20 protein-coding genes are annotated in these 22,608 nt (G+C 36.2%); 18 read left to right on the top strand and 2 right to left on the bottom strand.

Annotated elements, in window-relative coordinates:
- The 3 genes from IAE52_RS03165 (at position 1) to IAE52_RS03155 (ending at position 2,932) form a co-directional block, all read left to right on the top strand.
- Positions 1 to 939: an iron ABC transporter permease gene (locus IAE52_RS03165; RefSeq protein ID WP_003131660.1), complete on the top strand. Its 939-nt coding sequence runs from the start codon at positions 1 to 3 to the stop codon at positions 937 to 939.
- A gap of 84 nt (positions 940 to 1,023) precedes the next feature.
- Positions 1,024 to 1,965 carry an iron-hydroxamate ABC transporter substrate-binding protein gene (locus IAE52_RS03160; RefSeq protein WP_109990641.1) on the top strand — a complete coding sequence of 314 codons (942 nt, stop codon included), beginning with the start codon at positions 1,024 to 1,026 and terminating at the stop codon, positions 1,963 to 1,965.
- 61 nt (positions 1,966 to 2,026) lie between these two features.
- Positions 2,027 to 2,932, top strand: a complete 906-nt coding sequence (locus IAE52_RS03155) for a LysR family transcriptional regulator (protein ID WP_012897186.1) — start codon at positions 2,027 to 2,029, stop codon at positions 2,930 to 2,932.
- 57 nt (positions 2,933 to 2,989) lie between these two features.
- Here IAE52_RS03155 and IAE52_RS03150 read toward each other — a convergent pair whose 3' ends face one another.
- Entirely contained in the window at positions 2,990 to 4,171 is a 1,182-nt protein-coding gene (locus tag IAE52_RS03150; protein ID WP_109990642.1) for an MFS transporter, read from the bottom strand.
- 12 nt (positions 4,172 to 4,183) lie between these two features.
- Positions 4,184 to 5,002, bottom strand: a complete 819-nt coding sequence (locus IAE52_RS03145) for an aldo/keto reductase (RefSeq protein ID WP_109990643.1) — start codon at positions 5,000 to 5,002, stop codon at positions 4,184 to 4,186.
- A 141-nt stretch (positions 5,003 to 5,143) separates the two neighbouring features.
- On the opposite strand from IAE52_RS03145, the gene IAE52_RS03140 reads away from it, so the two are divergent.
- The 15 genes from IAE52_RS03140 to IAE52_RS03070 all read left to right on the top strand — a co-directional run bounded on the left by IAE52_RS03140 (position 5,144) and on the right by IAE52_RS03070 (position 22,543).
- Positions 5,144 to 5,491, top strand: coding sequence for a helix-turn-helix domain-containing protein (locus IAE52_RS03140; protein WP_003131654.1), 348 nt, complete (start codon positions 5,144 to 5,146; stop codon positions 5,489 to 5,491).
- 25 nt (positions 5,492 to 5,516) lie between these two features.
- Positions 5,517 to 5,909, top strand: a complete 393-nt coding sequence (locus IAE52_RS03135) for a VOC family protein (RefSeq protein WP_003131653.1) — start codon at positions 5,517 to 5,519, stop codon at positions 5,907 to 5,909.
- 176 nt (positions 5,910 to 6,085) lie between these two features.
- Positions 6,086 to 6,787 carry a phosphoglycerate mutase gene (locus IAE52_RS03130; RefSeq protein WP_003131652.1) on the top strand — a complete coding sequence of 234 codons (702 nt, stop codon included), beginning with the start codon at positions 6,086 to 6,088 and terminating at the stop codon, positions 6,785 to 6,787.
- A gap of 173 nt (positions 6,788 to 6,960) precedes the next feature.
- On the top strand, positions 6,961 to 7,524 hold the full coding sequence (gene ahpC / locus IAE52_RS03125) for an alkyl hydroperoxide reductase subunit C (protein WP_003131651.1): 564 nt from the start codon (positions 6,961 to 6,963) through the stop codon (positions 7,522 to 7,524).
- Positions 7,525 to 7,590: 66 nt separating this feature from the next.
- Positions 7,591 to 9,120, top strand: a complete 1,530-nt coding sequence (gene ahpF / locus IAE52_RS03120) for an alkyl hydroperoxide reductase subunit F (RefSeq protein ID WP_010905291.1) — start codon at positions 7,591 to 7,593, stop codon at positions 9,118 to 9,120.
- A 165-nt stretch (positions 9,121 to 9,285) separates the two neighbouring features.
- Positions 9,286 to 11,451: a penicillin-binding transpeptidase domain-containing protein gene (locus tag IAE52_RS03115; RefSeq protein ID WP_109990644.1), complete on the top strand. Its 2,166-nt coding sequence runs from the start codon at positions 9,286 to 9,288 to the stop codon at positions 11,449 to 11,451.
- 138 nt (positions 11,452 to 11,589) lie between these two features.
- Complete coding sequence (gene recR / locus IAE52_RS03110; RefSeq protein WP_003131648.1) at positions 11,590 to 12,186, top strand: recombination mediator RecR; 597 nt, start codon at positions 11,590 to 11,592, stop codon at positions 12,184 to 12,186.
- Positions 12,187 to 12,302: 116 nt separating this feature from the next.
- Positions 12,303 to 13,352, top strand: a complete 1,050-nt coding sequence (locus IAE52_RS03105) for a D-alanine--D-alanine ligase (protein WP_109990645.1) — start codon at positions 12,303 to 12,305, stop codon at positions 13,350 to 13,352.
- 74 nt (positions 13,353 to 13,426) lie between these two features.
- Entirely contained in the window at positions 13,427 to 14,749 is a 1,323-nt protein-coding gene (murF, locus tag IAE52_RS03100; RefSeq protein ID WP_010905294.1) for a UDP-N-acetylmuramoyl-tripeptide--D-alanyl-D-alanine ligase, read from the top strand.
- Positions 14,750 to 14,918: 169 nt separating this feature from the next.
- The gene (locus IAE52_RS03095; protein ID WP_033900438.1) at positions 14,919 to 16,571 is read left to right on the top strand and encodes a peptide ABC transporter substrate-binding protein; all 1,653 of its coding nucleotides are present in this window, start codon (positions 14,919 to 14,921) and stop codon (positions 16,569 to 16,571) included.
- A 308-nt stretch (positions 16,572 to 16,879) separates the two neighbouring features.
- The gene (locus tag IAE52_RS03090) at positions 16,880 to 18,517 is read left to right on the top strand and encodes a peptide ABC transporter substrate-binding protein (protein WP_200136665.1); all 1,638 of its coding nucleotides are present in this window, start codon (positions 16,880 to 16,882) and stop codon (positions 18,515 to 18,517) included.
- A gap of 77 nt (positions 18,518 to 18,594) precedes the next feature.
- Positions 18,595 to 19,506, top strand: a complete 912-nt coding sequence (locus IAE52_RS03085; RefSeq protein ID WP_058204071.1) for an ABC transporter permease — start codon at positions 18,595 to 18,597, stop codon at positions 19,504 to 19,506.
- 15 nt (positions 19,507 to 19,521) lie between these two features.
- Positions 19,522 to 20,553, top strand: coding sequence for an ABC transporter permease (locus IAE52_RS03080; RefSeq protein WP_012897196.1), 1,032 nt, complete (start codon positions 19,522 to 19,524; stop codon positions 20,551 to 20,553).
- A gap of 2 nt (positions 20,554 to 20,555) precedes the next feature.
- Positions 20,556 to 21,605 (top strand): ABC transporter ATP-binding protein, encoded by a 1,050-nt coding sequence (locus tag IAE52_RS03075; RefSeq protein ID WP_003131637.1) that lies wholly within the window; start codon positions 20,556 to 20,558, stop codon positions 21,603 to 21,605.
- Positions 21,602 to 22,543 carry an ABC transporter ATP-binding protein gene (locus IAE52_RS03070; protein WP_003131636.1) on the top strand — a complete coding sequence of 314 codons (942 nt, stop codon included), beginning with the start codon at positions 21,602 to 21,604 and terminating at the stop codon, positions 22,541 to 22,543. The genes IAE52_RS03075 and IAE52_RS03070 overlap by 4 nt, the downstream gene beginning before the upstream one ends.
- Positions 22,544 to 22,608: the final 65 nt, after the last annotated feature.

The raw sequence follows: 22,608 nt of genomic DNA, 5'->3' as shown, positions 1-22,608 counted from the left end.
ATGAAAAGAAAATTCACTTTACTTTTTGTCCTGCTTTTGGTTTTGATAGTGGTTGATTTGACGCAATTTTCAACAAATCCTCAAATTCTATCAATCCTAATTCCTAATTTTCGTCTTCCTCGTTTGATAACAATCCTGTCAGCTGGAATTGCTCTTTCCTTATCAGGCTTTATTATCCAAAATATTACAGAAAATCCTTTAGCTGATAGTGGAACAATTGGGATAACCTCTGGTGCTTCGGCAGGAAGTGTTGCTTTTTTACTGATTGCTGACCATTTTAAGCTGACAGGACTTTGGAATTTTTCCTATCCTATTTTTGCTTTAATAGGTGCTCTTCTTTCATTTGTCTTAATTTACTTTTTTGCCTTAAGAAAGCAAGTTTCTTCTGTCAGAGTTTTACTGACAGGAATTGCAATTACCGCTTTTTTCCAAGCATTAATCACAATTGGTCAGCTTTCAGTCAATGCCTTTGACTTTCAGAAAGTTGCAGTTTGGCTGTCAGGAGATATTTGGCAAACGGGAAGCACTTATTTGTTCATTTGTGTTCTCTTATTAGTAATTGGCTTGATTATTTTGCCATTTTTCTTAAGAAAACTTGAAATCCTCTCACTTGGCGAAGAAATGGCAACTACTTTAGGATTAGAAGTTCAAAAAACGAAAATCTATCTTTACTTGTTAGCGCTCCTTTTTGCAGCTGTCGGTGTTTTATTGGTTGGAGGATTAGCATTTGTTGGTTTAATTGCCCCTCATATTGCTCGTGAAATCGCTGGTTTTAAATCACGAAAAAGTTTAATTGCCACCGCACTTTCTGGTATGATTATTTTATCTTTTGCTGATATTATTTCACAAACAATCATTGCGCCATCAAGTTTACCTTTAGGTTTTGTAGTTGCCTTTATTGGCGCTCCATACTATATTTATCTTATTCAAAAAGTTTAAGAAATTAATTTACTTTTAGTAAATTTCTTATAAAAAAATATCGGCTTATTTTTAAAAAATAGCCTAAAAATAGAGGAGAATCTTTTGAAAAAAGTACTCACAACCCTAATCGCTGCAGGAGCTTTACTTACTTTAGCTGCCTGTTCATCAAATTCATCATCAAAAAAAGCGACATCAAGCGATGATAAAGTGACCTTTCACGCTTTAAATGGGGACGTCAAAGTTCCTAAAAATCCTAAACGTATTGCTGTTCAAAATTATCCAGATGAAGTCGCTTCATTAGGTGCAAATGTTGTTGGAACAGATTCATGGGCCTTTCCAAATACCTTCTTATCAAAAGACCAAAAGAAGAATATGGTTGATTTAGGAGCACCAAAATTCAATATGGAAAAATTAATTGCTCAAAATCCTGATTTGATTATTACAGTTGATAAAGACCAAGTAGCAGACTATCAAAAAGTAGCCCCTACTGTTCTTGTCAATTATAAGGACCTCTCAGGAATGAATAAATCATTGGATTACTTCGCTAAACTCCTTAATCGCGAAGATGAAAAAGCAAGTTTCCTTAAAAACTTTAAAAAAGAAGCCGATAAGCAAAAAGAAAAATTGGCAAAGGTTGATGTTAAACCAACTAAAAACACAATTTCACTTCTTGAACTCCAAGGAGATAAGGTTTATGCCTTCGGTGACAATTTTGCTCGTGGCGGACAAGCTTTGACGACTGGTTTAGGCTTTAAAGAATCAAGCAAAATGGCCGAACTCTCAAAAGGCGTAGGTTATGCTGAAGTAAATACCGAAAGCTTAGGAGAATTTGATGCAGACTATATCTTTATTGACTTTGCAGATAAAGATAAAGAACAATATGCTGCATTAAAAAATAATCCAGCTTGGCAAAACCTCAAAGCAGTTAAAGAAGGACATGTGATTACGATGGACTACGACAAAGTTTACTTCTTTGGCGGACCAACAGCGGCTAAAGAAGAGCTGTCACTCTACACTGACGCTATCATTAAAGCTACAAAATAAAAAGAAAAAGTGTATAATCAACTTATACACTTTTTTTGTAAAAAATTAAGGACTTTATGACATGAATATTAAACAATTACGGTACGTCGTCGCCATTGCTAATAGTGGAACTTTTCGTGAGGCTTCAGAGCAACTCTTTGTTAGTCAACCCTCAATGTCGATTGCGGTTAAAGACTTGGAGCAAGAACTAGGTTTTCAAATCTTTGAGAGAACAAATACAGGTGCGACTTTAACTATTGAAGGCGAACGTTTTTATGAACAAGCACAGACTGTTTTACGTAATTTTGAAACTTTTGAATCAAAATATTCTAAGCCAAAAGAGTCTGATAAGACTTTCTCAGTTGCCAGTCAACACTATGATTTTCTAGCACCAGTTGCAGTGGAATTTGCAAAGAAAAATCCTGAAATCAAAAATTTTAGAATTTTTGAGTCAACCACTTATAATATTTTGCAAGAAGTGGCGCAAGGGCACAGTGAACTTGGAGTGGTTTATCTCAATAAACAAAATCGCTCAGGGATTTTAAGAATGCTCAATAAACTTGAATTAGATTACGAAGAAATTTTCTTATCGCAAACGCATATCTATATTCGCAAAGGCCATCCACTAGCTCAACGTGAAACAATTTCAGATGATGATTTAAAACCGCTAGATCGTGTGCGATTTACACAAGAAAATGAACAGTTTCTTTACTATTCTGAAGATTTGGTTGAGACTTTTGAAAATACCTTGATTTATAACGTCACTGACCGTGCAAGTTTAAATGGAATTTTAGAACGGACAGATGCCTACGCAACAGGTCTTGGTTTTATTGATAAAGAGAGCGTCCATAATGTAACAGTTGTCCCTATGGAGGGAGACAATGGAAATAGTTTGATTTTAGTCAAGCATCGTGGACATTTATTATCAAATGCGGCGACTTCTTATAAACGTAGTCTTGAAGTCTACTTTGAAAACTATGAATTTTAAACAATAGCTAAAATAAATACTCTCTGAATAATTTTCAGAGAGTATTTTTATAACTTATTATAATTTACTTGCGTGGTCTTTTTGAGCCAAACGAATGAGGAACATTGCAAGGAGAATGATAATGATTCCCCCAAGTGGAGTAAAGACAACACTTGAGCCTTTAGAAATTTGTCCTCCAACAAATGAGCCTAAAGTAATTCCGACATTGAAAGCTGCGATGTTAAAAGCTGAAACTAGAGTAATATCTTTTGGCGTAAATTTCTCTGCCAATTGAACAACGTATAGTTGTAAACCAGGGACATTCATAAAGGCAAACAAGCCCAAAAGTAAAGTTGCAATCAATCCCAAAGCTTGCGAAGCTAAACTTGCACTGATAAAAAGAAAAAGTAAACTCAAAGCTAAAGCCGCAAACATTTTTTGAAGGGCAGGTAGGATATTTTTATTTGCTAGATGTCCACCTAGTGAATTACCAATGGCAACCATCACACCATAAGCAACCAGAATAATCACTACTGTACTTGCTGAAAATCTAAAAGTTCCTTCAAGGATTGGTGTAAGATAAGTATAAGCCGCGAAAGTTCCTCCATAACCAAAAGCGGTGATAAAAAGAGACATTAAAATTGATTTATTAGTAAAAATTCTAGCAAGCCCACTTAAATTAATTTTTCCGGGAATTGGAAGCCCTTTTGGAACAAGGATACTAGTAGCAATCAGTCCAATTAAGCCAATAACAACAATGAAAACAAATGACATATGCCAGTTAGAGTGCTGACCAATGAAAGTCCCTAAAGGAACACCAATGACAGTAGCAACGGTTAATCCTGTAAACATGAGGGCGATTGCTGAGGCCCTTTTCTCAAGTCGAACAACATCAGCGGCAATGACTGTGGAAATTGACATGAAAATACCATGAGCAAGTGAGGCAAGAACCCGTCCTACTAAAAGTAAAAGAAAAGTTGGAGCGAAAGCTGACAGTAAATTACCAAGAATAAAGAGACCCATAATCGAAACCATCAAAGTTTTTCGATTCCAAGTTCCTGTAAGAATAGTTAATAAGGGAGCACCAACCGTTACCCCTAAAGCATAAAGAGAAACGGTTAAACCCGCTTGAGATAAACTAATATTAAAGGTGTTGACAATCATTGGCATTAAACCAACACTGATAAATTCGGTTGAGCCGATAGCAAAAGCATTAATTGCTAGAGCTAGAAGAGTGAGACTGGGAGATATTTTTTTCATTATGCTTCTTTCTTAAAAATTAAAATGTTCTGGATCTGGACCGACACGAAGTTCTTCATTGAGTGAGTTGATAGCTTTCATATCTTCAGAGTCAAGTGAAAAATCAAAAATTTGACGATTAGCTATCATTCGTTCACTTTTAATAGATTTTACATTTACTAAAATATCTTGTTGAATATCCCAACGAAGAATAATTTGAGCCACAGATTTTCCATGTTTATCAGCAATTTTTTTGAGGACTTCATTGTCTAATAATTGACCTTGCATCAAAGGTGACCAAGCTTGAACCTTGATATCATGAAGTTCTAAGAAATTACGAAGTTCTTCTTGTGATAATTTTGGATGGAGTTCAATTTGATTTAAAACGGGAGTGATTTCAGCATAGCTAAGAAGTTCTTCTAAATGTGGTTTTTGAAAGTTACTGACACCAATCGCTTTTATTTTGCCTGCTTTATATAAATCTTCCATTGCTTTCCAAGCTTCTTTGTAAGCATAATGTGTGCCTGGCCAGTGGATAAGATATAAATCTAGATAATCTAAATCCAGTTTTTTCAAACTTTCTTCAAAGTTTTGAACTGTTTCTTCATAAGAATGATTATCTCCCCAAAGTTTTGAAGTGATGAAAAGATCATCACGAGAAAGTCCTGTCATAGCCAAACCTTCTTTAATTCCTTGACCAGTTCCTTCTTCATTTTCATAAATTTTAGCTGTATCAATTAAACGATATCCGTTAACAATTGCGTTTTTGACAACATCAGTGGTTTCGTCATTTGGAATTTGAAAAACTCCCAAACCAAGTTCCGGAATTTCAATCTGATTATTAAGTTTCATTTTTTGCTCCTCATATATTTTATTTTGGCAGAAAATTAGTATATAATAAATAAAACCTCTTGAACAGTACCTACTTTTTTGTGTCATACATACTAAAAAGTAATAATTGGATAAAATAAGGGATTAGAAAGGAAATTAATTTTGAAAAAAATTTATAATATTGGTGTCGAAGCGACAATGGATGTTATTGGTGGAAAATGGAAACCAATTATTTTGTGTAATTTAAGACATAATCCAAGTCGTCCAGGAGAATTGAGACGTCAAATTCCAGGAATCAGTCAAAAAATGCTGACTCAGCAATTAAGAGAATTAGAGATTGATAATATTATCGTCCGTAAGGTTTATAATCAAGTTCCACCGAAGGTTGAATATTCTCTAAGCCCTTATGGTGAAACTTTAAATGGTTTATTAGATATTCTTTGCTCGTGGGGTGAAGGTCATGTCCAAACTTTAAAAAGTATGGGTGAAGAAGTTCAAATTTTAGAATAAGAGAACTTAGAAGAGGAGCCGCAAGATGTACCAACCAGCTTTCAATAAAATTCATCACATCGCTATCATTGCCGCAGATTATGAAAAATCTCGTCAGTTCTACGTTGATATTTTAGGATTTTCAATCATTCGAGAAAATCATCGTCCAGAAAAAGGAGATATCAAGCTTGATTTAAAGATGAATGAAGAAACAGAAATTGAATTATTTATCAAATCTGATGCCCCTAAACGCTTAACTTATCCAGAAGCAAAAGGCTATCGCCACTTAGCTATTAAAACGACAAATATTGAAGAAGATAGAAATTATTTAATAAGTCAAGGAGTCAAAGTGGAGGAAATTCGTCAGGACGAAATTACTGACAGAAAAATGCTTTTTTTCTATGATCCAGATGACTTACCAATAGAACTACATGAGTAATTTTTAAAAAATGGAAATGAAGAAATGGTTTTTAGGTTAGCCAAAGCTTCTGTCAGTAAATAAAAGGGCTTACAGAAAATAAAAGCTAGAAAAAAAAGGAAAAATGTAGTAAAATTAACTTTGTAAATGAACGAACTAAATTTCGTTCAAGTAAAAATAAACGGAGAATACACAAAATGCCAAAATTAGTATTTGCACGTCACGGTGAATCTGAATGGAATCTTGCTAACCTTTTCACAGGTTGGGCTGACGTTGACCTTTCTGAAAACGGAACTAAACAAGCGATTGAAGCTGGTAAATTGATTAAAGAAGCTGGAATCGAATTTGATATTGCTTACACTTCAGTATTGAAACGTGCTATCAAAACAACTAACCTTGCTCTTGAATATTCAGACCAACTTTGGGTACCAGTTGTTAAATCATGGCGCTTGAACGAACGTCACTACGGTGGTTTGACAGGTTTGAACAAAGCTGACGCTGCTGCAAAACATGGTGATGAACAAGTTCACATCTGGCGTCGTTCATATGATGTATTGCCACCAGCAATGGATCATGATGATAAATATACAGCTCACGGAGACCGTCGTTACGCTGGTCTTGAAGATTCATTGATTCCTGATGCTGAAAACCTCAAAGTTACTTTGGAACGTGCTCTTCCATTCTGGGAAGACCAAATCGCTCCAGCTTTGAAAGAAGGAAAAAATGTCTTCGTTGGTGCTCACGGTAACTCAATCCGTGCACTCGTTAAACAAATCAAAAAACTTTCTGATGACGAAATTATGGATGTTGAAATCCCTAACTTCCCACCACTTGTTTTCGAATTTGATGACAACTTGAACGTTCAAAACGAATACTACTTGGCTCCTAAAAAAGCATAATATTTGAATGAAAATACTCTAAGTTATAGTAGATACTCATCTATTTAGGACTTAGAGTGTTTTTTTGTAATCAATGCAATAGTTTGTAAGTTTTTGAACAAATTAATTGATTCTTCATTTTATTCTTGAGATAATTTAATAGTAAAGCTTTAAAGAAGAAAAAGGAGAATCTTATGTCATTAGTAGGTAAAAAAATAGAAGAATTTTCAACAGATGCTTATCTTGGTGGGAAATTTATTAAAGTTTCCGATAAAGACTTTTATGGAAAATGGTCTGTGCTTTGTTTCTATCCAGCAGACTTTTCATTTGTTTGTCCGACAGAGTTAGAAGATTTAGAAGAAACTTATCCAACCTTGAAATCGCTTGGTGTAGAAGTTTACTCAGCTTCAACTGACACCCATTTTGTCCATGCTGCTTGGCATGAACATAGTGATGCTATTTCAAAAATTACTTATCCAATGCTTGCAGACCCTTCACAAAAAATTTCACGTGCTTTTGATGTTCTTGATGAAGAAGCAGGATTGGCTCAACGTGGAACATTTATTATTGACCCAGACGGTGTGATTCAAGCGCTTGAAATTACGGCTGATGGTATTGGACGTGATGCAAGTCAATTGGTCGATAAGATTAAAGCTGCTCAATATGTGCGTAATCATCCAGGGGAAGTTTGTCCCGCTAAGTGGAAAGAGGACGGAGCAAGTCTTCACGTTGGTATTGACCTTGTAGGTAAAATATAGAATAAAAAAAGTGAGTCTTGGCTCACTTTATTTGTCTTTAGAAACTTAATGACAGAAAGGTTTAATATGATTTTAGATGAAACTCTTCGTGCTCAGTTGATGCCTTATATGGATTTGTTGGAAAATCCAATTATTTTAAAAGTTGATGCAGATTTAGAGAGCGAAAATGGGAAAAAAATAGTAGAATTTACAGATGAACTTGCAAGTTTGTCCGAAATGATTTCAAAAGAAACAGCAAAACTCAATCGAAAAACAGCTTTCTCTATTGAAAGAGAAGGTGTTTCTGGAGTCCTTTTTTCAGGGCTACCATTAGGTCATGAGTTGAATTCATTGGTCTTGGCGCTTGTCCAAGTAAGTGGACGCCCTCCACGGATTGAACAAGAATTAGTTGAGCGAATTCAAGCGATTCAAAATCCACTTCACTTTGAAACTTATGTGAGTTTAACTTGTCATAACTGTCCAGATGTTGTCCAAGCATTAAACACAATGAGTATTCTCAACCCCAATATTAGTCACACAATGATTGAGGGGGGAATGTTTCAAGAAGAAGTGGAAGCAAAAGGAATTATGGCGGTTCCAACTGTTTTCAAAAATGGTGAAGAATTTCATAATGGACGAGCTAGTCTTGAAGAATTACTAGAAAAAATTACTGGTCCAGAGAGTTCGGAAGCTTTTTTTGATAAAGACCCTTATGATGTTTTAGTTGTTGGTGGCGGTCCTGCTGGTGCAAGTGCAGCTATTTATGCTGCACGTAAAGGGATTCGGACAGGTTTAATCGCTGAACGCTTTGGCGGTCAACCACTAGAAACTTTAGGAATTGAAAACCTCATTGGAACGCCTTATGTTGAAGGGGTTCAACTTGGTCGTCAGCTCGAAGAACATGTGAAAAAATATCCTGTCGATTTGATGAACTTGCAAAAAGCAGTTAAGCTAGAGAAAAAAGATTTGATTGAGGTGAGTCTTGAAAATGGGGCACTTCTAAAAAGTAAGTCAGTCATTATTTCAACGGGCGCTCGTTGGCGAGATTTGGGAATTCCAGGAGAGCAAGAATTTAAAACCAAAGGAGTCGCTTACTGTCCACATTGTGATGGTCCTTTGTTTGCAGGAAAAGATGTAGCGGTTATTGGTGGCGGAAATTCAGGAATCGAAGCAGCTATTGATTTAGCTGGTTTGGTTAGACATGTTACTGTTCTTGAATTTTTACCTGAACTTAAGGCAGACAAAATTTTACAAGAAAAACTTGCGACCCTAAATAATGTTACTGTCCTCACCAATGTAGAAACAAAAGAGATTTTAGGAGATGACAAGGTTAGAGGTTTGAATTATCAAGTTCGCGGCTCTAAAGAAACTGTTCATTTGGAACTTGCTGGTGTCTTTGTATTAATTGGTTTAGTTCCGAATACTCAGTGGTTGGAGGGAACAATTGACTTATCCGCACGTGGAGAAATTTTGACTGATAAGGTTGGAGCAACAAATCTTCCTGGTGTTTTTGCAGCGGGAGATTGTACGGATAGTGTTTATAAGCAAATTATTATTTCAATGGGCACTGGGGCAACCGCTTCTCTAGGTGCTTTTGATTATTTGATAAGAAACTAAAATTTTAGATGACAAAAAAGAAAACGTATTTGAGTTTTCTTTTTTTATTTGATTAAATTGATAGGAATCAAAATTGTAAGGAAAAGTTTTCATAAATGTGGTAAAATGTTTAAGTACAAATTTTGAATGTAAAAACTATTTATAAAACTCATTCTTGGAGTCGAAATGTCAGATAATAAAAGAAAAAATGATAAGCGCAAGCAATCCGATAAGTCTAAAAAATCACATAAAGAAGTAAAAATTTTAAAAGATCCAACTAAATTAATTCCAAAACGAGTGAATCTCTTGTTTTTTGTTATCTTTGTTTTGTTTATGATTTTAATTGGAAAGCTCTTCAATATGCAGGTATTGAATTCACATTTCTACGCCGAAAAATCAATTAGTGCAGGCGGAGATGTTCAAATTATTGAAGGTGCGCCTCGCGGAAATATTTATGATGCAACAGGACAAGCTTTGGCATCTACAGTTGCGGTACAGGCTGTTGAATTTACAAGAAGTCAAAATGCTACTGCTGATGAAATGTATCAGGTAGCCAATAAGTTAGCAACTATTTTATCTAATAACATTGATGTTGCTGATTTGACAACGCGTGATAAAAAAGACTATTTCTTGGCTAATTCTAAAAATCTAGAAAAAATAGCTAATAGTTTATCTGAAAAGGAAAAGAAAGATAAACATGGTAATGATTTAAGTGGTTCACAAATTTATGATGTCGAATTAAGTAAAGTTAAAGATAGTGACTTGAATTTTACGGCAGAACAAACTTTTGCCGCAAAATTATTCAAAGAAATGAATAGTACCACTACTTTTAACACTACTAAAATTGCTACTGGAAGTATTACAGCAGAGCAACAAGCGACAATTGCCGAACAAGAAGGCGATTTACCAGGAATTACAATTGGAACTTCTTGGGACCGTTCATATGCTCAAAATTCTTTGACACCACTTATGGGAACTATTACTTCACAAAAATCAGGAATTCCAGCAGAGGATTTGGATGCCTATCTTAAAAAAGGTTATCAACGTAATGACCGTGTGGGAACTGGGCTTCTTGAAAAGGGATACGAAAGTGAACTTCAAGGAACTCATAGTATTAGTAAGGTTAAATTTGACAAAAATGGTGATGTTTCTGGAACAAAAACAATCCAAAAAGGAAAACGTGGGGATGATTTAAAATTAACTATTAACCTAGATTTCCAAAACGGGGTTAATAATATTGTTAAAACACAATTAGATCAACTGATTGCCCAAGGCTATGGTCAGTATAATAGAGGGGCTTATGCTGTTGTGTTAAATGTTAAAACGGGGGCAGTCTTAGCTTTATCTGGCTATCAACGAGATCCTAATACAGGAACAATTACGGAAAATACTTTAGGGACTTTCCAAAGTGTCTTCACACCGGGGTCTGTTGTCAAAATGGGAACATTGACTGCTGCTTGGAATGCTGGTGTAATTTCTGGAAATGACACTTTAACGGCGCAGTCTATTCAATTTAAAGGTTCTAATCCTATCAATGACTGGTGGGGAGACGCTTCGCCAATGGCTTTAACAGCTGTTGAAGCTTTGCAATATTCATCAAATACTTACATGATGCAATTGGCAATGAGAATGTTAGGCGCTCCTTATACTGCAGCGGGGCAATATCTCAATGATAGTAACCGAGTAAAAGTTTATGAACAATTTCGTAAGGCTTTTGCTTCTTATGGTTTAGGGGCATCAACTGGTTTTGATATTCCTGGAGAATCAACGGGATATCTCCCTTCAGCCAAATCCGAAGCGGCTTCTGGGGTCAATGTATTGTATGAATCATTTGGTCAGTATGATAACTATACGCCGCTTCAGTTGGCGGTTTATGCGGCAACTTTAGGAAATAACGGAACTCGTTTGTCACCACACATTGTCCAAGGAATTTATGAAGGTGGAACTGACGGACAACCTGGCACGCTTATCAAAAATATTACTCCTAAAATCATGGATAAGGTAAATATCACTCCCGATAATATGGATGTTCTTCATCAGGGGATGTATGCTGTTGTTCATGGGGCTGGTGGATTGACTACTGGTCGTTCAATGGATTCATCAAAGGTTTCTATCTCTGGTAAAACAGGGACTTCCGAAAGCACAAAAGTATTGGCAGATGGTAGTCAAGTTATTGTAACAGCTAATAATGCAGTGGCCTTTGCTCCTTCCGACAATCCAGAAATTGCTATTGCGGTTGTACTTCCAGATAATACTGAAAGCAATGCTTCAAGTGGAACAAAAGCAAACCAAAGTATTGTAACGGGAATTACTGATTTGTATTATTCAAATGAGGCTTTTCGTAAAAATTAAAAAAAGTTCTCTCTGATAGGAGAGGCTTTTTATTTATAAGTGATTGAGAATTCTATCACCTTTCCTTTTCATTTTCAGTCTTTTATAGTAAAATTAATAAATTGAATAAAATATTTACAAGTGAAGAATTGGTGAAATATGTATTATCCTGAACCTATTGCTCGCCTGATTGAGTCGTTTTCAAAATTACCAGGGATTGGTCAAAAAACAGCGACTCGATTGGCTTTTTATACGATTGGCATGGAAGATCAAGATGTCAATGAATTTGCAAAAAATCTTCTGTCAGCAAAACGGGATTTGAGTTTTTGCTCGATTTGTGGGAATTTAACAGAAAGTGATCCTTGCGCCATTTGTACCGACCCAACGCGTGATCGAACAACTATATTGGTCGTTGAAGAATCTAAAGATGTTCTTGCTATGGAAAAAATTCGGGAATATCGAGGACTTTATCATGTTTTGCATGGTACGATTAGTCCAATGAATGGGATTTCTCCTGATGAAATTAATGTTAAAACATTGATTACAAGATTAATGGATTCAGAGGTTAAAGAAGTGATTATCGCAACTAATGCCACTTCTGACGGAGAAGCAACCGCCATGTATCTGGCTCGAATGATTAAGCCTGCAGGAATTAAAGTGACTCGCTTGGCTCGTGGATTAGCTGTAGGATCTGATATAGAATACGCAGATGAAATTACTTTATCAAAAGCGGTAGAGAATCGGTTGGAAATTTGATTTTTTCTGTGGTAAAATAAAAAAGACAATTACTGACAGAATTGTATTGTAAAAATATCGCATGCTGTCAGTAAAAAGAAGTGTCTGACAAAGCTGTCAGTAAAAAAGGAAGAAATATGTCAAAAGAAACATTAATTTTGTTGTATGGTGGTCGTTCTGCTGAGCGAGAAGTATCAGTTTTATCAGCAGAATCGGTGATGAGAGCTGTTAATTATTCTCGTTTTGTTGTAAAAACTTACTTTATCACTAAGGGTGGTGAATTCATAAAAACGCAAGAATTTACTGACAAACCTGCTGAAGAAGAAAAACTACTGACAAATAATTTGGCAGAATCTTATCCAAAGATTTCACCAGCAGCAATTTACGAAAAAGATGCCGTTGTATTCCCAGTTTTACATGGACCAATGGGTGAAGATGGCTCGATTCAAGGATTTTTAGAAATTTTACGTTTGGCATATGTTGGTCCAAATATTTTATCTGCGTCAAGCACAATGGATAAATTATTGGCAAAACACGTTTTTGAAGCGGTTGGTGTACCCCAAGTTCCTTATGTTGCGGCTTTTGCTGATGAAAATCAAGGAGAAATTGCTCAAGAAGTAGTCGAAAAATTAGAATTTCCAGTTTTTGTTAAACCTGCTAATATGGGTTCTAGTGTTGGAATTTCAAAAGTTGATGATTTAGCAGACCTTCAACCTGCGCTAAGTGAAGCCTATAAATATGATAACCGTGTTGTCATTGAACAAGGTGTGGATGCGCGTGAAATCGAATGTGCTGTTTTGGGAAATAATAGTGACGTTTCTGCAACGCTCCCAGGTGAAGTTGTGAAAGATGTTGAGTTTTATGATTACAACTCAAAATATATTGATAATAAAATTCAAATGGACATTCCAGCAAAAGTTCCTGCTGATTTAGCTCAAAAAATGCAAGAATATGCTATAAAAGCGTACAAGGCAGTCAATGGGACGGGCTTGTCACGTTGCGATTTCTTTGTGACTAAGGATGGAAATGTTTATCTCAACGAAATTAATGCCATTCCAGGATTCACACAATGGTCAATGTATCCATTGCTTTGGGAAAATATGGGCTTATCTTATTCTGATTTAATTGAAAAGTTAGTTGATTTAGCTAAAGAAACTTTTGAAACACGTGAAAATCATCTTTTATAAAAAATACAAATCTGTCAGTAAATCGATTGCTGACAGATTTTTTTGTCAGTAAAAAGTGTTATAATGGAGTCACTATGAAACTCACAATTCACGAAATCGCCCAAGTCGTTGGCGCAAAAAATGATTGGTCGCAACTGGCAGATTTGTCAGTCAATAAAATTGAATTTGACAGCCGTTTGATTGAAAAAGGGGATATCTTTTTGCCACTTAAGGGGGCACGAGATGGTCATGATTTCATCGAAATCGCTTTTGATAATGGAGCAATAATCAGCTTTTCAGAAAAAGAAGTCGAACAAGCTCATCTCTTGGTTGACGATAATCTGCTTGCTTTCCAAAAATTAGCAAAATATTATCTTGAAAAGACAAAAGTTCCAGTCATTGCGGTGACTGGTTCAAATGGAAAAACAACAACCAAAGACATGATTGCTGCTGTTTTGTCTAAGAAATTTAAAACATACAAAACACAAGGAAATCACAATAATGAAATCGGCTTACCCTACACCATTTTACATATGCCGGACGATACTGAAAAATTAGTTTTGGAAATGGGAATGGATCACCCTGGTGATATTGATTTTTTATCAGAACTTGCTAAGCCTGAACTTGCTGTCATTACCTTAATTGGTGAAGCACATCTTGAACATATGGGAAGTCGCGAAAATATTGCTAAAGGGAAAATGGGGATTACGGCTGGTTTGCATGGTGAGCTTATTGCCCCTGCTGACCCAATTATTAATGCTTTTATCCCAGACAATCAAAAAATTATTCGCTTTGGTTTGCCCGGTGAAGATTTATTTATTACAAAATTAGTCGAACACAAAGAAAAATTAACTTTTGAAACTAATTTTTTAGATGAATCAATTACTATTCCAGTTCCTGGTAAATATAACGCGACGAATGCTATGTTAGCTGCTTTTGTTGGCTTACATTATGGACTTTCAGAAGCCGAAATTAAAAAAGCTTTGAAAGAAGTAGAGCTGACCAGAAATCGGACAGAGTGGAAAAAAGCAAAAAATGGTGCAGACCTTTTGAGTGATGTTTATAATGCCAATCCGACAGCAATGCGTTTGATTTTGGAAACTTTCCAAGCCATTCCTAAAAATGAGAATGGTCGAAAGATTGCAGTTCTTGCTGATATGTTAGAACTTGGACCCAGTGCAGCCCAACTCCATAAAGATATATTGAAATCTATTGATTTCAATAAAATTGATAAAGTCTATCTTTATGGTGAAATGATGAAAAACTTGGCAGAAATTTCGACTGACAAAGCGGTCAGCTATTTTACAGATTTAGATTTACTGACAGAAAGTCTGTCAGCAGATTTGAAACCAACTGACCAAGTGTTATTCAAAGGTTCAAATAGCATGAAACTTTCAGAGGTTGTTGAAAAATTATAATGATAAAAAATACTGACAGAAAGTTAGTATTTTTTTATTTTCATTAAATTATCAGAAAAATACAACAATATTCTTGATAATGTATTTTTGAAAAAGTATAATAAGTCCACATTTAATTTTCAGAATAATATGAAAATTCAATAGTATCTTTACGATTTGGAGAAAGCAGATGAAACAAGGAAAAATTATTGGACTCACCAGCCTTATTGCCCTGTCAGGAATTATTTTAGTGGCCTGTGGCACAAAAACAAGTGAGCAAAAAAACATCAAATTTTCAATTCCCACAGATGTGGCATCACTTGATACTACAATTTTAACTGACCAGTATTCTTATGATGTTGCTGGAAATGTGGAAGAAGGATTGACACGCGTTGACTCTAAAGGAAATGCTGCCTTAGCACTTGCAAAATCAATTGACGTTTCAAAAGACGGCTTGACCTACACGGTTACTCTTAGAGATAATTTGAAATGGTCAAACGGTGACAAGTTGACTGCTAAAGATTTTGTTTATTCATGGAAAAGAGCAGTGGACCCTAAAACTGGTTCAGAATATGCCTATTTGATGGGGGCAGTTTCTGGGGCTAATGATATTATTTCTGGTAAATCATCACTCGATAGTCTAGGAATTAAAGCCGAGTCAGATACAGAATTTACAGTCACATTGGCACAACCAACACCATATTTTAAATTTCTCTTGTCAGAACCTGTTTATTACCCTCTTGACCAAAAAGTTGTTGATAAATATGGCAAACAATATGGAACGTCCTCAGATAAAACCGTTTATAATGGACCATTCATGTTCAAATCAGATAAAGGTTGGACAGGAACCAATAAAACCTTTTCAATTTATGCCAATCCAAACTACTATGATAAGTCGGCAGTCAAATCTAAACAAATTGATTTCCAGGTCATTTCAAATGCAAATACAGGAGCACAGCTTTATAAACAAGGGAAACTTGATTTTACACTCCTTTCAACAACTGATTTGATTAATGCCAATAAAAAGACGAAAGGTTATACTGTCTTTAAACAAGCACGGACAGATTATATTGAATACAATCAATCTGGTAAAAATGCCTCAAGTCCAGACGCCCAAAAAGCACTAGCTAATCAAAATATTCGTGAAGCCTTAAATTTGGCAACTAACAGAGCAGGAGTCGTCAAAACAGCCCTACCAGGTTCGACCGTTGCGACAAGCTTTACACCAGTGGGAATGAGCAAGACCTCAACAGGAGAAGATTTTGCAACTTATGCAAAACAAGATTATCGCTATGACCCGACAAAAGCAAAAGACCTCTGGGAAAAAGGATTAAAAGAGCTTGGTTTAACCAAACTCAGTCTTAGCCTTGAAGCTGCTGGTGATTTAGCACCGTCAGAAGCAACAGCCAACTTTTTACAAACAGCCTATCAACAAAATCTACCAGGCTTGACTGTCAATTTAAAACTTGTTCCATTCAAACAAAGATTGAATGACGCTCAAAATGGAAATTTTGATATGGTTCTCTCAGGTTGGGGTGGAGATTACGCTGAACCTTCAACTTTCTTGCAACTCTTTACGACAGGCCAATCATATAATGACGGTAAATTTTCTAGTAAAACTTATGATGATGCCTTTAAAGCAGCAACAACAACGCCAGACGTTCTTGAACCAGCCAAAGTAGATGAACATTACAAAGCGGCAGAAGCAGCCCTCTATCAAGGGTCATACATCAATCCAGTTGATTTCCAAGCCAATCCAGCTTTAATGAATCCTAAAATTACAGGCCTAGAATTTCATTCAACCGGTTTAGCTTACGACCTAAAATCGGCTTATGTTAAATAAAAAATACAAAAAGATAAATTTTCTGAAAATTTATCTCTTTTATTGAATATTCTTTCTGCAAAAATAAAACACGAACCAGTCAGAGCCCAATTAAATGAAAGGGTTTTAAATAAAAGTGTAGTAAAAAAATCTTTTTCAAAAGTTTGTGAAAATTTTCCGCTATTTAAAAATTAAATGTTAATTTTCAGAAAACATAACCATTATACTTTACAATTCAGGTTGAATTAAGTATAATACCAATATAATAAATTTTCTGACAATAATAAAAATTGCGAAGTCAGACACAATTCATGAAAGAGGGAAATTACATGAAGACTTGGAAAAAAGTTACCTTAGGTACAGTTGCACTTGGTTCGGCAGCTTTGCTTGCAGCATGCGGCAATAGCGGTTCTAGCTCATCGTCATCATCAAAAGACATTCAATGGAATTTGACATCACCTATTCAAACATTGGATTCATCACTCGCGACAGATACATATTCAAATATCATTATTGGTAATACCAATGCTGGTTTGACACGTGTGGACAAAGATGGTAAAGCACAGCCAGAATTGGCAAAATCAGTTGATGTATCAAAAGATGGCTTGACATATACTTTCCATCTTCGTGATGGCTTGAAATGGTCAAACGGTGATGCTTTGACAGCTAAAGACTTCGTTTATTCTTGGCAACGTGCGGTTGATCCAGCGACTGCTTCAGAATACGGATACCTCCTTGGCCCAGTTAAAAACGCCAACGAGATTAATGGTGGTAAAGCTGATAAATCAACACTTGGTGTTAAAGCAACTGATGACAAAACATTCGTTGTTACCCTTGCACAACCAACACCATACTTTGAATTCTTGACAGCTAACTCTGTTTACTTCCCACTCAACCAAAAAGTAGTTGAAAAATACGGGAAACAATACGGAACATCTTCAGAAAAAATGGTTTACTCAGGACCATATAAATTTGAAAAATCAAAAGGTTGGAACGGTTCAAACCAAACATTCTCAATCGTGAAGAATGACGATTATTGGGATAAGAGCGCAGTTAAAACTAAAGAAATCGACTTCCAAGTTGTTCAAGATGTTAAAACATCATTTAACCTTTACAAACAAGGTAAAATTGACCAAACAGGTATTGGTGATCCAGACCTTTACAAAGCAAATAAAACAGATAAGAATGTTGTCTCTCTGAATGAAGCAACTACCTCATACGTTCAATATAACCAATCAGGCAAAAATAAAGCCCTTGCGAATAAAGATATTCGTGAAGCTTTCAATCTTGCAACTGACCGTAAACAATATGTTGATACAGTAACACCGGCTTCTACGCCAGCGACTGGTTTGACACCAGCAGGGATGGCTAAAACAAATACCGGTGAAGACTTCGCTAAATATGCTGAACAACCTTACAAATATGATGCCACAGCAGCTAAAGCCGCTTGGGAAAAAGGTTTGAAAGAAATTGGCGAAACTAAACTTACGTTGACTTTGACAACTGATGACACACAAGCTGCCAAAGACTCTGCAACATTCCTTAAACAAGCATGGGAAGAAAAACTACCAGGTTTGACTCTAAATATCAAATCAGTACCATTTAAACAACGTTTAAATGACTCAACAACTGGTAACTTTGATATGGTCATCTCACTTTGGGGTGGTGACTACGCTGAACCATCAACATTCCTTGATTTGTTCACATCAACTTCACCAAATAATAATGGTAAAATCAATAACGTTACTTATGATAAAGCAATTAAAGCTGCTGAAGTGACAGATGCCCTTGATCCTGAAAAACATTATGCAGACTATAAAGCGGCTGAAGAAGCACTTTATGCAGAATCAAATATTAATCCGCTTTACTTCCGTACTTCACCAGTCCTTCGTAACCCTAACCTTAAAGATGTACGTTTTGGTTCAACTGGTTTGACTTATGACTTCAAAACGGCTTACCTCAAATAATAATAGAGTTTTAGAGCAAGAAAGTTAGGATTGGCAGATTGCCAACCCTATCTTTTGCTTAGATTAGGAAATTTTTTATGGTTAAATATATTCTTAAACGTTTGGGGCTTTTGCTTCTGACTTTGTTCCTGATTGTGACATTGACTTTCTTTATGATGCAAGTCATGCCCGGAACACCTTTCTCAAATCCCAAACTAACACCAGATCAACTGGAAATTTTAAAACATGCCTATGGTTTAGATAAACCGCTTTGGCAACAATACTTTATCTATGTAGGACACATGTTCACGGGTAATTTTGGTACTTCGTTCATTTATACGAATCAACCTGTTATTACGATGATTGCCCAACGTTTGCCAGTATCAATGCAATTAGGAACTCAAGCACTTATTTTAGGTACTGTTCTTGGAGCCTTGATGGGGAAAGCTTCCGCTCGTCGTAAAAATGGATTGCTTGATGGAGTTTTTGGATTTCTCTCAGTTCTTGGTATCTCAGTTCCTTCATTCGTAATTGGTACCTTAATTCTTCTTTACTTAGGATTTAATTTGAATCTTTTCCCAATTTCTGGTTGGGGGACCTTCTCACAAACAATTATGCCAACAATCGCTCTTTCTTTTGCTCCAATGGCTGTGGTAACCCGTTTTGTTCGTTCTGAAATGATTGAGTCTTTATCTTCAGACTACATTTTGTTAGCTCGAGCTAAAGGTTTATCTGAAAAAGAAGTGGTCAACAAGCATGCGTTGCGTAATTCATTAATTCCAATGTTGACTTTGATTGGTCCAATGGCCGCAGGATTGTTGACAGGATCAGTCTTAATTGAAAAAATCTTTTCAATTCCTGGAATTGGGGCTCAATTTGTTGATTCAATTCCAGCCAAAGACTTCCCAGTTATTATGGCAACAACAATTGTCTATGCGGTAATTTTGATGGTATTTATCTTAGTTACAGATATTCTGACTGCAATTGTTGATCCACGAGTTCGTCTCTAGAAAGGGTTTGTCGAAATGGAAAATTTAAATAAAGACTTCACCCTTGTTGGTTCAAAGGGTTCAGATTCAACAGAAAAAATTGCGAAACCTGCCTTGAGTTTTTTCCAAGATGCTTGGCGTCGTTTTAAGAAAAATAAAGTAGCGTTGGTTGCCATGTGGATTATTGCGATTACATTGGCTTTCTCAGTGATATCCGCATTTGTTGTACCACAATCAAAGGCAAATTACTTTAATCCAAATAAATCACAAGTTTATGGAAATCTTCCACCAAAACTCTCAGGTGATTTACCATTTTGGAATGGTGAATTTAAGGCACCAGGTTCTACTGAAAGAACAGATGTTTACAAATCACAAGGTGTTCCAGAAAAAGACAAATATGTCTTCGGGACTGATAAATATGGACGTTCATTAGCTAAACGAACAATTGTTGGTTTGCGTATTTCATTGATTATTGCCCTTGCTGCCGCCTTGATTGACTTAGTAATCGGGGTGACCTATGGGATTATTTCCGGCTGGATGGGCGGAAAAGTCGATATGGTCATGCAACGGATTATTGAAATCATCCAATCTGTACCTAACTTAGTTGTAGTAACAATGCTTGCTCTACTTTTGGGACAAGGAATTTCATCAATTATTATTGCGATTGGTCTATTTGCATGGACCGGGATGGCCAGGCAGGTACGGAACATGGTTCTCTCCTATAAGGAGCGTGACTTCGTCTTGGCCTCAAAAACTTTAGGACAATCTACTTGGAAAATTGCAGTAAAACATTTGTTGCCAAACGTTTCAGGGGTTATTGTTGTCCAAATCATGTTTGATATTCCAAGTATGATTATGTATGAGGCTGTTTTATCAGCGATTAACCTTGGGGTTAAACCGCCAACGTCTTCTTTGGGGACTTTGATTAATGATGGGATTGCAAGCTTGCAATTCTATCCATTCCAATTGATTATTCCAGCAGTAGTATTGTCTGTGCTTTCACTCACATTTATCTTCTTTGGAGATGGTTTGCGTGATGCATTTGACCCTAGAGCAAGTGAGGATTAGAAATGGCAGAAGAAAAAGTATTAGAAGTTAAAAATTTGCATGTCAATTTCCACACCTATGCTGGAGATGTTAAAGCGATTCGTGATGTATCTTTTGATTTAGAAAAAGGACAGACCCTAGCGATTGTTGGTGAGTCTGGCTCTGGTAAATCAGTAACAACAAAAACTTTGATGGGCTTGAATGCGAAAAATGCGGTAATACCACAAGGTGAATTATTATTTAAAGGGCGTAACCTTCTTGATTTAAAAGAGGAAGAGTGGCAAAAAATTCGTGGAAATGAAATTTCAATGATTTTCCAAGACCCAATGACTTCTCTTGACCCAACAATGCGTATTGGAAAACAAATTGCTGAACCTTTGTTGAAACACAACAAAGGAATGAGCAAAGCCGATGCCATGAAACGGGCCCTCGAATTGATGCAACAAGTCGGAATTCCTGATGCCGAAGTGCATATTAATGATTATCCACACCAATGGTCAGGCGGGATGCGTCAACGTGCAGTTATCGCGATTGCCTTGGCTGCTGACCCTGAAATCTTGATTGCAGATGAACCAACAACTGCGCTTGACGTTACAATTCAAGCACAAATTATGCATATGATGGCTGAATTGCAAGAAAGAATTAATTCATCAATTGTCTTCATTACCCATGACTTGGGAGTTGTTGCTGGTTTTGCACATAAAGTGGCGGTAATGTATGCGGGTGAAATTGTTGAATACGGAACAGTTGAAGAAATTTTCTATAACCCACAACATCCATATACTTGGGGACTCTTAGATTCAATGCCAACGGTTGATTCAAGTGTGGACCGATTGGTTTCAATTCCAGGAACTCCACCTGATTTATTGAATCCACCAAAAGGGGATGCCTTTGCAGCACGTAATAAATTTGCCTTGGCAATTGATTTTGAAGAAGAACCTCCATACTTTGAAGTATCTCCAACACATTTTGCCAAAACTTGGCTTTTAGACCCACGAGCACCAAAAGTAACGCCTTCCGATAATATCTTGGCACGCTGGAAACGCTGGGAAGAATTGAAAGGGGATAAATGATGACAGAACCTAAAAAAGTAATTGAAATAAAAAACCTTGATTTGACTTTTAATAAAGGAAAGAAAGGGGCTAATAAGGCAATTAATAATGTTTCTTTAGATATTTATGAAGGAGAAACATTTGGTCTCGTTGGAGAATCTGGTTCTGGTAAAACGACGATTGGTCGAGCAATTCTTAAACTTTATGACAATTTCATTACTGGTGGAGAAATTCTCTTTGAAGGTAAAGATGTTCGTAATTTAAAAGGTTCAGAGTTGCGCGAGTATCGTTCAGAAGCACAAATGATTTTCCAAGATCCACAAGCTTCATTGAATGGACGGATGCGCGTTAAAGATATCGTTGCTGAAGGACTTGATGCTAATGGTTTAGTAAAAACAAAGGCTGAACGTGATGCTCGTGTATTGGAACTCTTACGTTTGGTTGGATTGAATGATGACCATTTGACACGTTATCCGCATGAGTTTTCTGGTGGACAGCGTCAACGGATTGGGATTGCACGTGCACTTGCCGTAAAACCTAAATTTGTCGTAGCTGATGAGCCTATCTCAGCACTTGATGTTTCAATTCAAGCTCAGGTTGTTAACTTGATGAGAGATATTCAAGCAAAAGAAAACTTGACTTACTTGTTCATCGCTCATGATTTGTCAATGGTTAAATATATTTCTGACCGAATTGGTGTCATGCACTGGGGGAAAATTTTGGAAGTTGGAACTTCTGACCAAGTTTACAATCATCCAATTCATCCTTATACTAAGAGTTTGCTGAGCTCAATTCCGTCACCAGACCCTATTTCTGAGCGGGAACGTACTCCAATTGTTTATGACCCAACGGCTGAATTGGATGGACAAGAACGTGAAATGCGGGAAATTACCCCAGGACATTTTGTTTTCTCAACAGAAGCAGAGGCAGAAATTTACAAGAAAAACGCTACTGTATAAATAAAAATTTAATGATAAAACAATTAGTTTTGCTGATTGTTTTTTCTTTTGGTTAATTACCAATC

The organism is Lactococcus sp. S47 (assembly GCF_016517475.1).
Lineage (GTDB): Bacteria > Bacillota > Bacilli > Lactobacillales > Streptococcaceae > Lactococcus > Lactococcus lactis.
This window is presented reverse-complemented; position numbering and strand designations above follow the sequence as displayed.

Excerpts from the sequence above, each read along its gene's own strand:
- IAE52_RS03165 (WP_003131660.1), top strand. The coding sequence starts at position 1 with ATGAAAAGAAAATTCACTTTACTTTTTGTCCTGCTTTTGGTTTTGATA.
- IAE52_RS03155 (WP_012897186.1), top strand. The coding sequence starts at position 2,027 with ATGAATATTAAACAATTACGGTACGTCGTCGCCATTGCTAATAGTGGA.
- IAE52_RS03150 (WP_109990642.1), bottom strand. The coding sequence starts at position 4,171 with ATGAAAAAAATATCTCCCAGTCTCACTCTTCTAGCTCTAGCAATTAAT.
- IAE52_RS03145 (WP_109990643.1), bottom strand. The coding sequence starts at position 5,002 with ATGAAACTTAATAATCAGATTGAAATTCCGGAACTTGGTTTGGGAGTT.
- IAE52_RS03135 (WP_003131653.1), top strand. The coding sequence starts at position 5,517 with ATGTACCAACCAGCTTTCAATAAAATTCATCACATCGCTATCATTGCC.
- IAE52_RS03130 (WP_003131652.1), top strand. The coding sequence starts at position 6,086 with ATGCCAAAATTAGTATTTGCACGTCACGGTGAATCTGAATGGAATCTT.
- ahpC (WP_003131651.1), top strand. The coding sequence starts at position 6,961 with ATGTCATTAGTAGGTAAAAAAATAGAAGAATTTTCAACAGATGCTTAT.
- ahpF (WP_010905291.1), top strand. The coding sequence starts at position 7,591 with ATGATTTTAGATGAAACTCTTCGTGCTCAGTTGATGCCTTATATGGAT.
- IAE52_RS03115 (WP_109990644.1), top strand. The coding sequence starts at position 9,286 with ATGTCAGATAATAAAAGAAAAAATGATAAGCGCAAGCAATCCGATAAG.
- recR (WP_003131648.1), top strand. The coding sequence starts at position 11,590 with ATGTATTATCCTGAACCTATTGCTCGCCTGATTGAGTCGTTTTCAAAA.
- IAE52_RS03105 (WP_109990645.1), top strand. The coding sequence starts at position 12,303 with ATGTCAAAAGAAACATTAATTTTGTTGTATGGTGGTCGTTCTGCTGAG.
- murF (WP_010905294.1), top strand. The coding sequence starts at position 13,427 with ATGAAACTCACAATTCACGAAATCGCCCAAGTCGTTGGCGCAAAAAAT.
- IAE52_RS03095 (WP_033900438.1), top strand. The coding sequence starts at position 14,919 with ATGAAACAAGGAAAAATTATTGGACTCACCAGCCTTATTGCCCTGTCA.
- IAE52_RS03090 (WP_200136665.1), top strand. The coding sequence starts at position 16,880 with ATGAAGACTTGGAAAAAAGTTACCTTAGGTACAGTTGCACTTGGTTCG.
- IAE52_RS03085 (WP_058204071.1), top strand. The coding sequence starts at position 18,595 with ATGGTTAAATATATTCTTAAACGTTTGGGGCTTTTGCTTCTGACTTTG.
- IAE52_RS03080 (WP_012897196.1), top strand. The coding sequence starts at position 19,522 with ATGGAAAATTTAAATAAAGACTTCACCCTTGTTGGTTCAAAGGGTTCA.
- IAE52_RS03075 (WP_003131637.1), top strand. The coding sequence starts at position 20,556 with ATGGCAGAAGAAAAAGTATTAGAAGTTAAAAATTTGCATGTCAATTTC.
- IAE52_RS03070 (WP_003131636.1), top strand. The coding sequence starts at position 21,602 with ATGATGACAGAACCTAAAAAAGTAATTGAAATAAAAAACCTTGATTTG.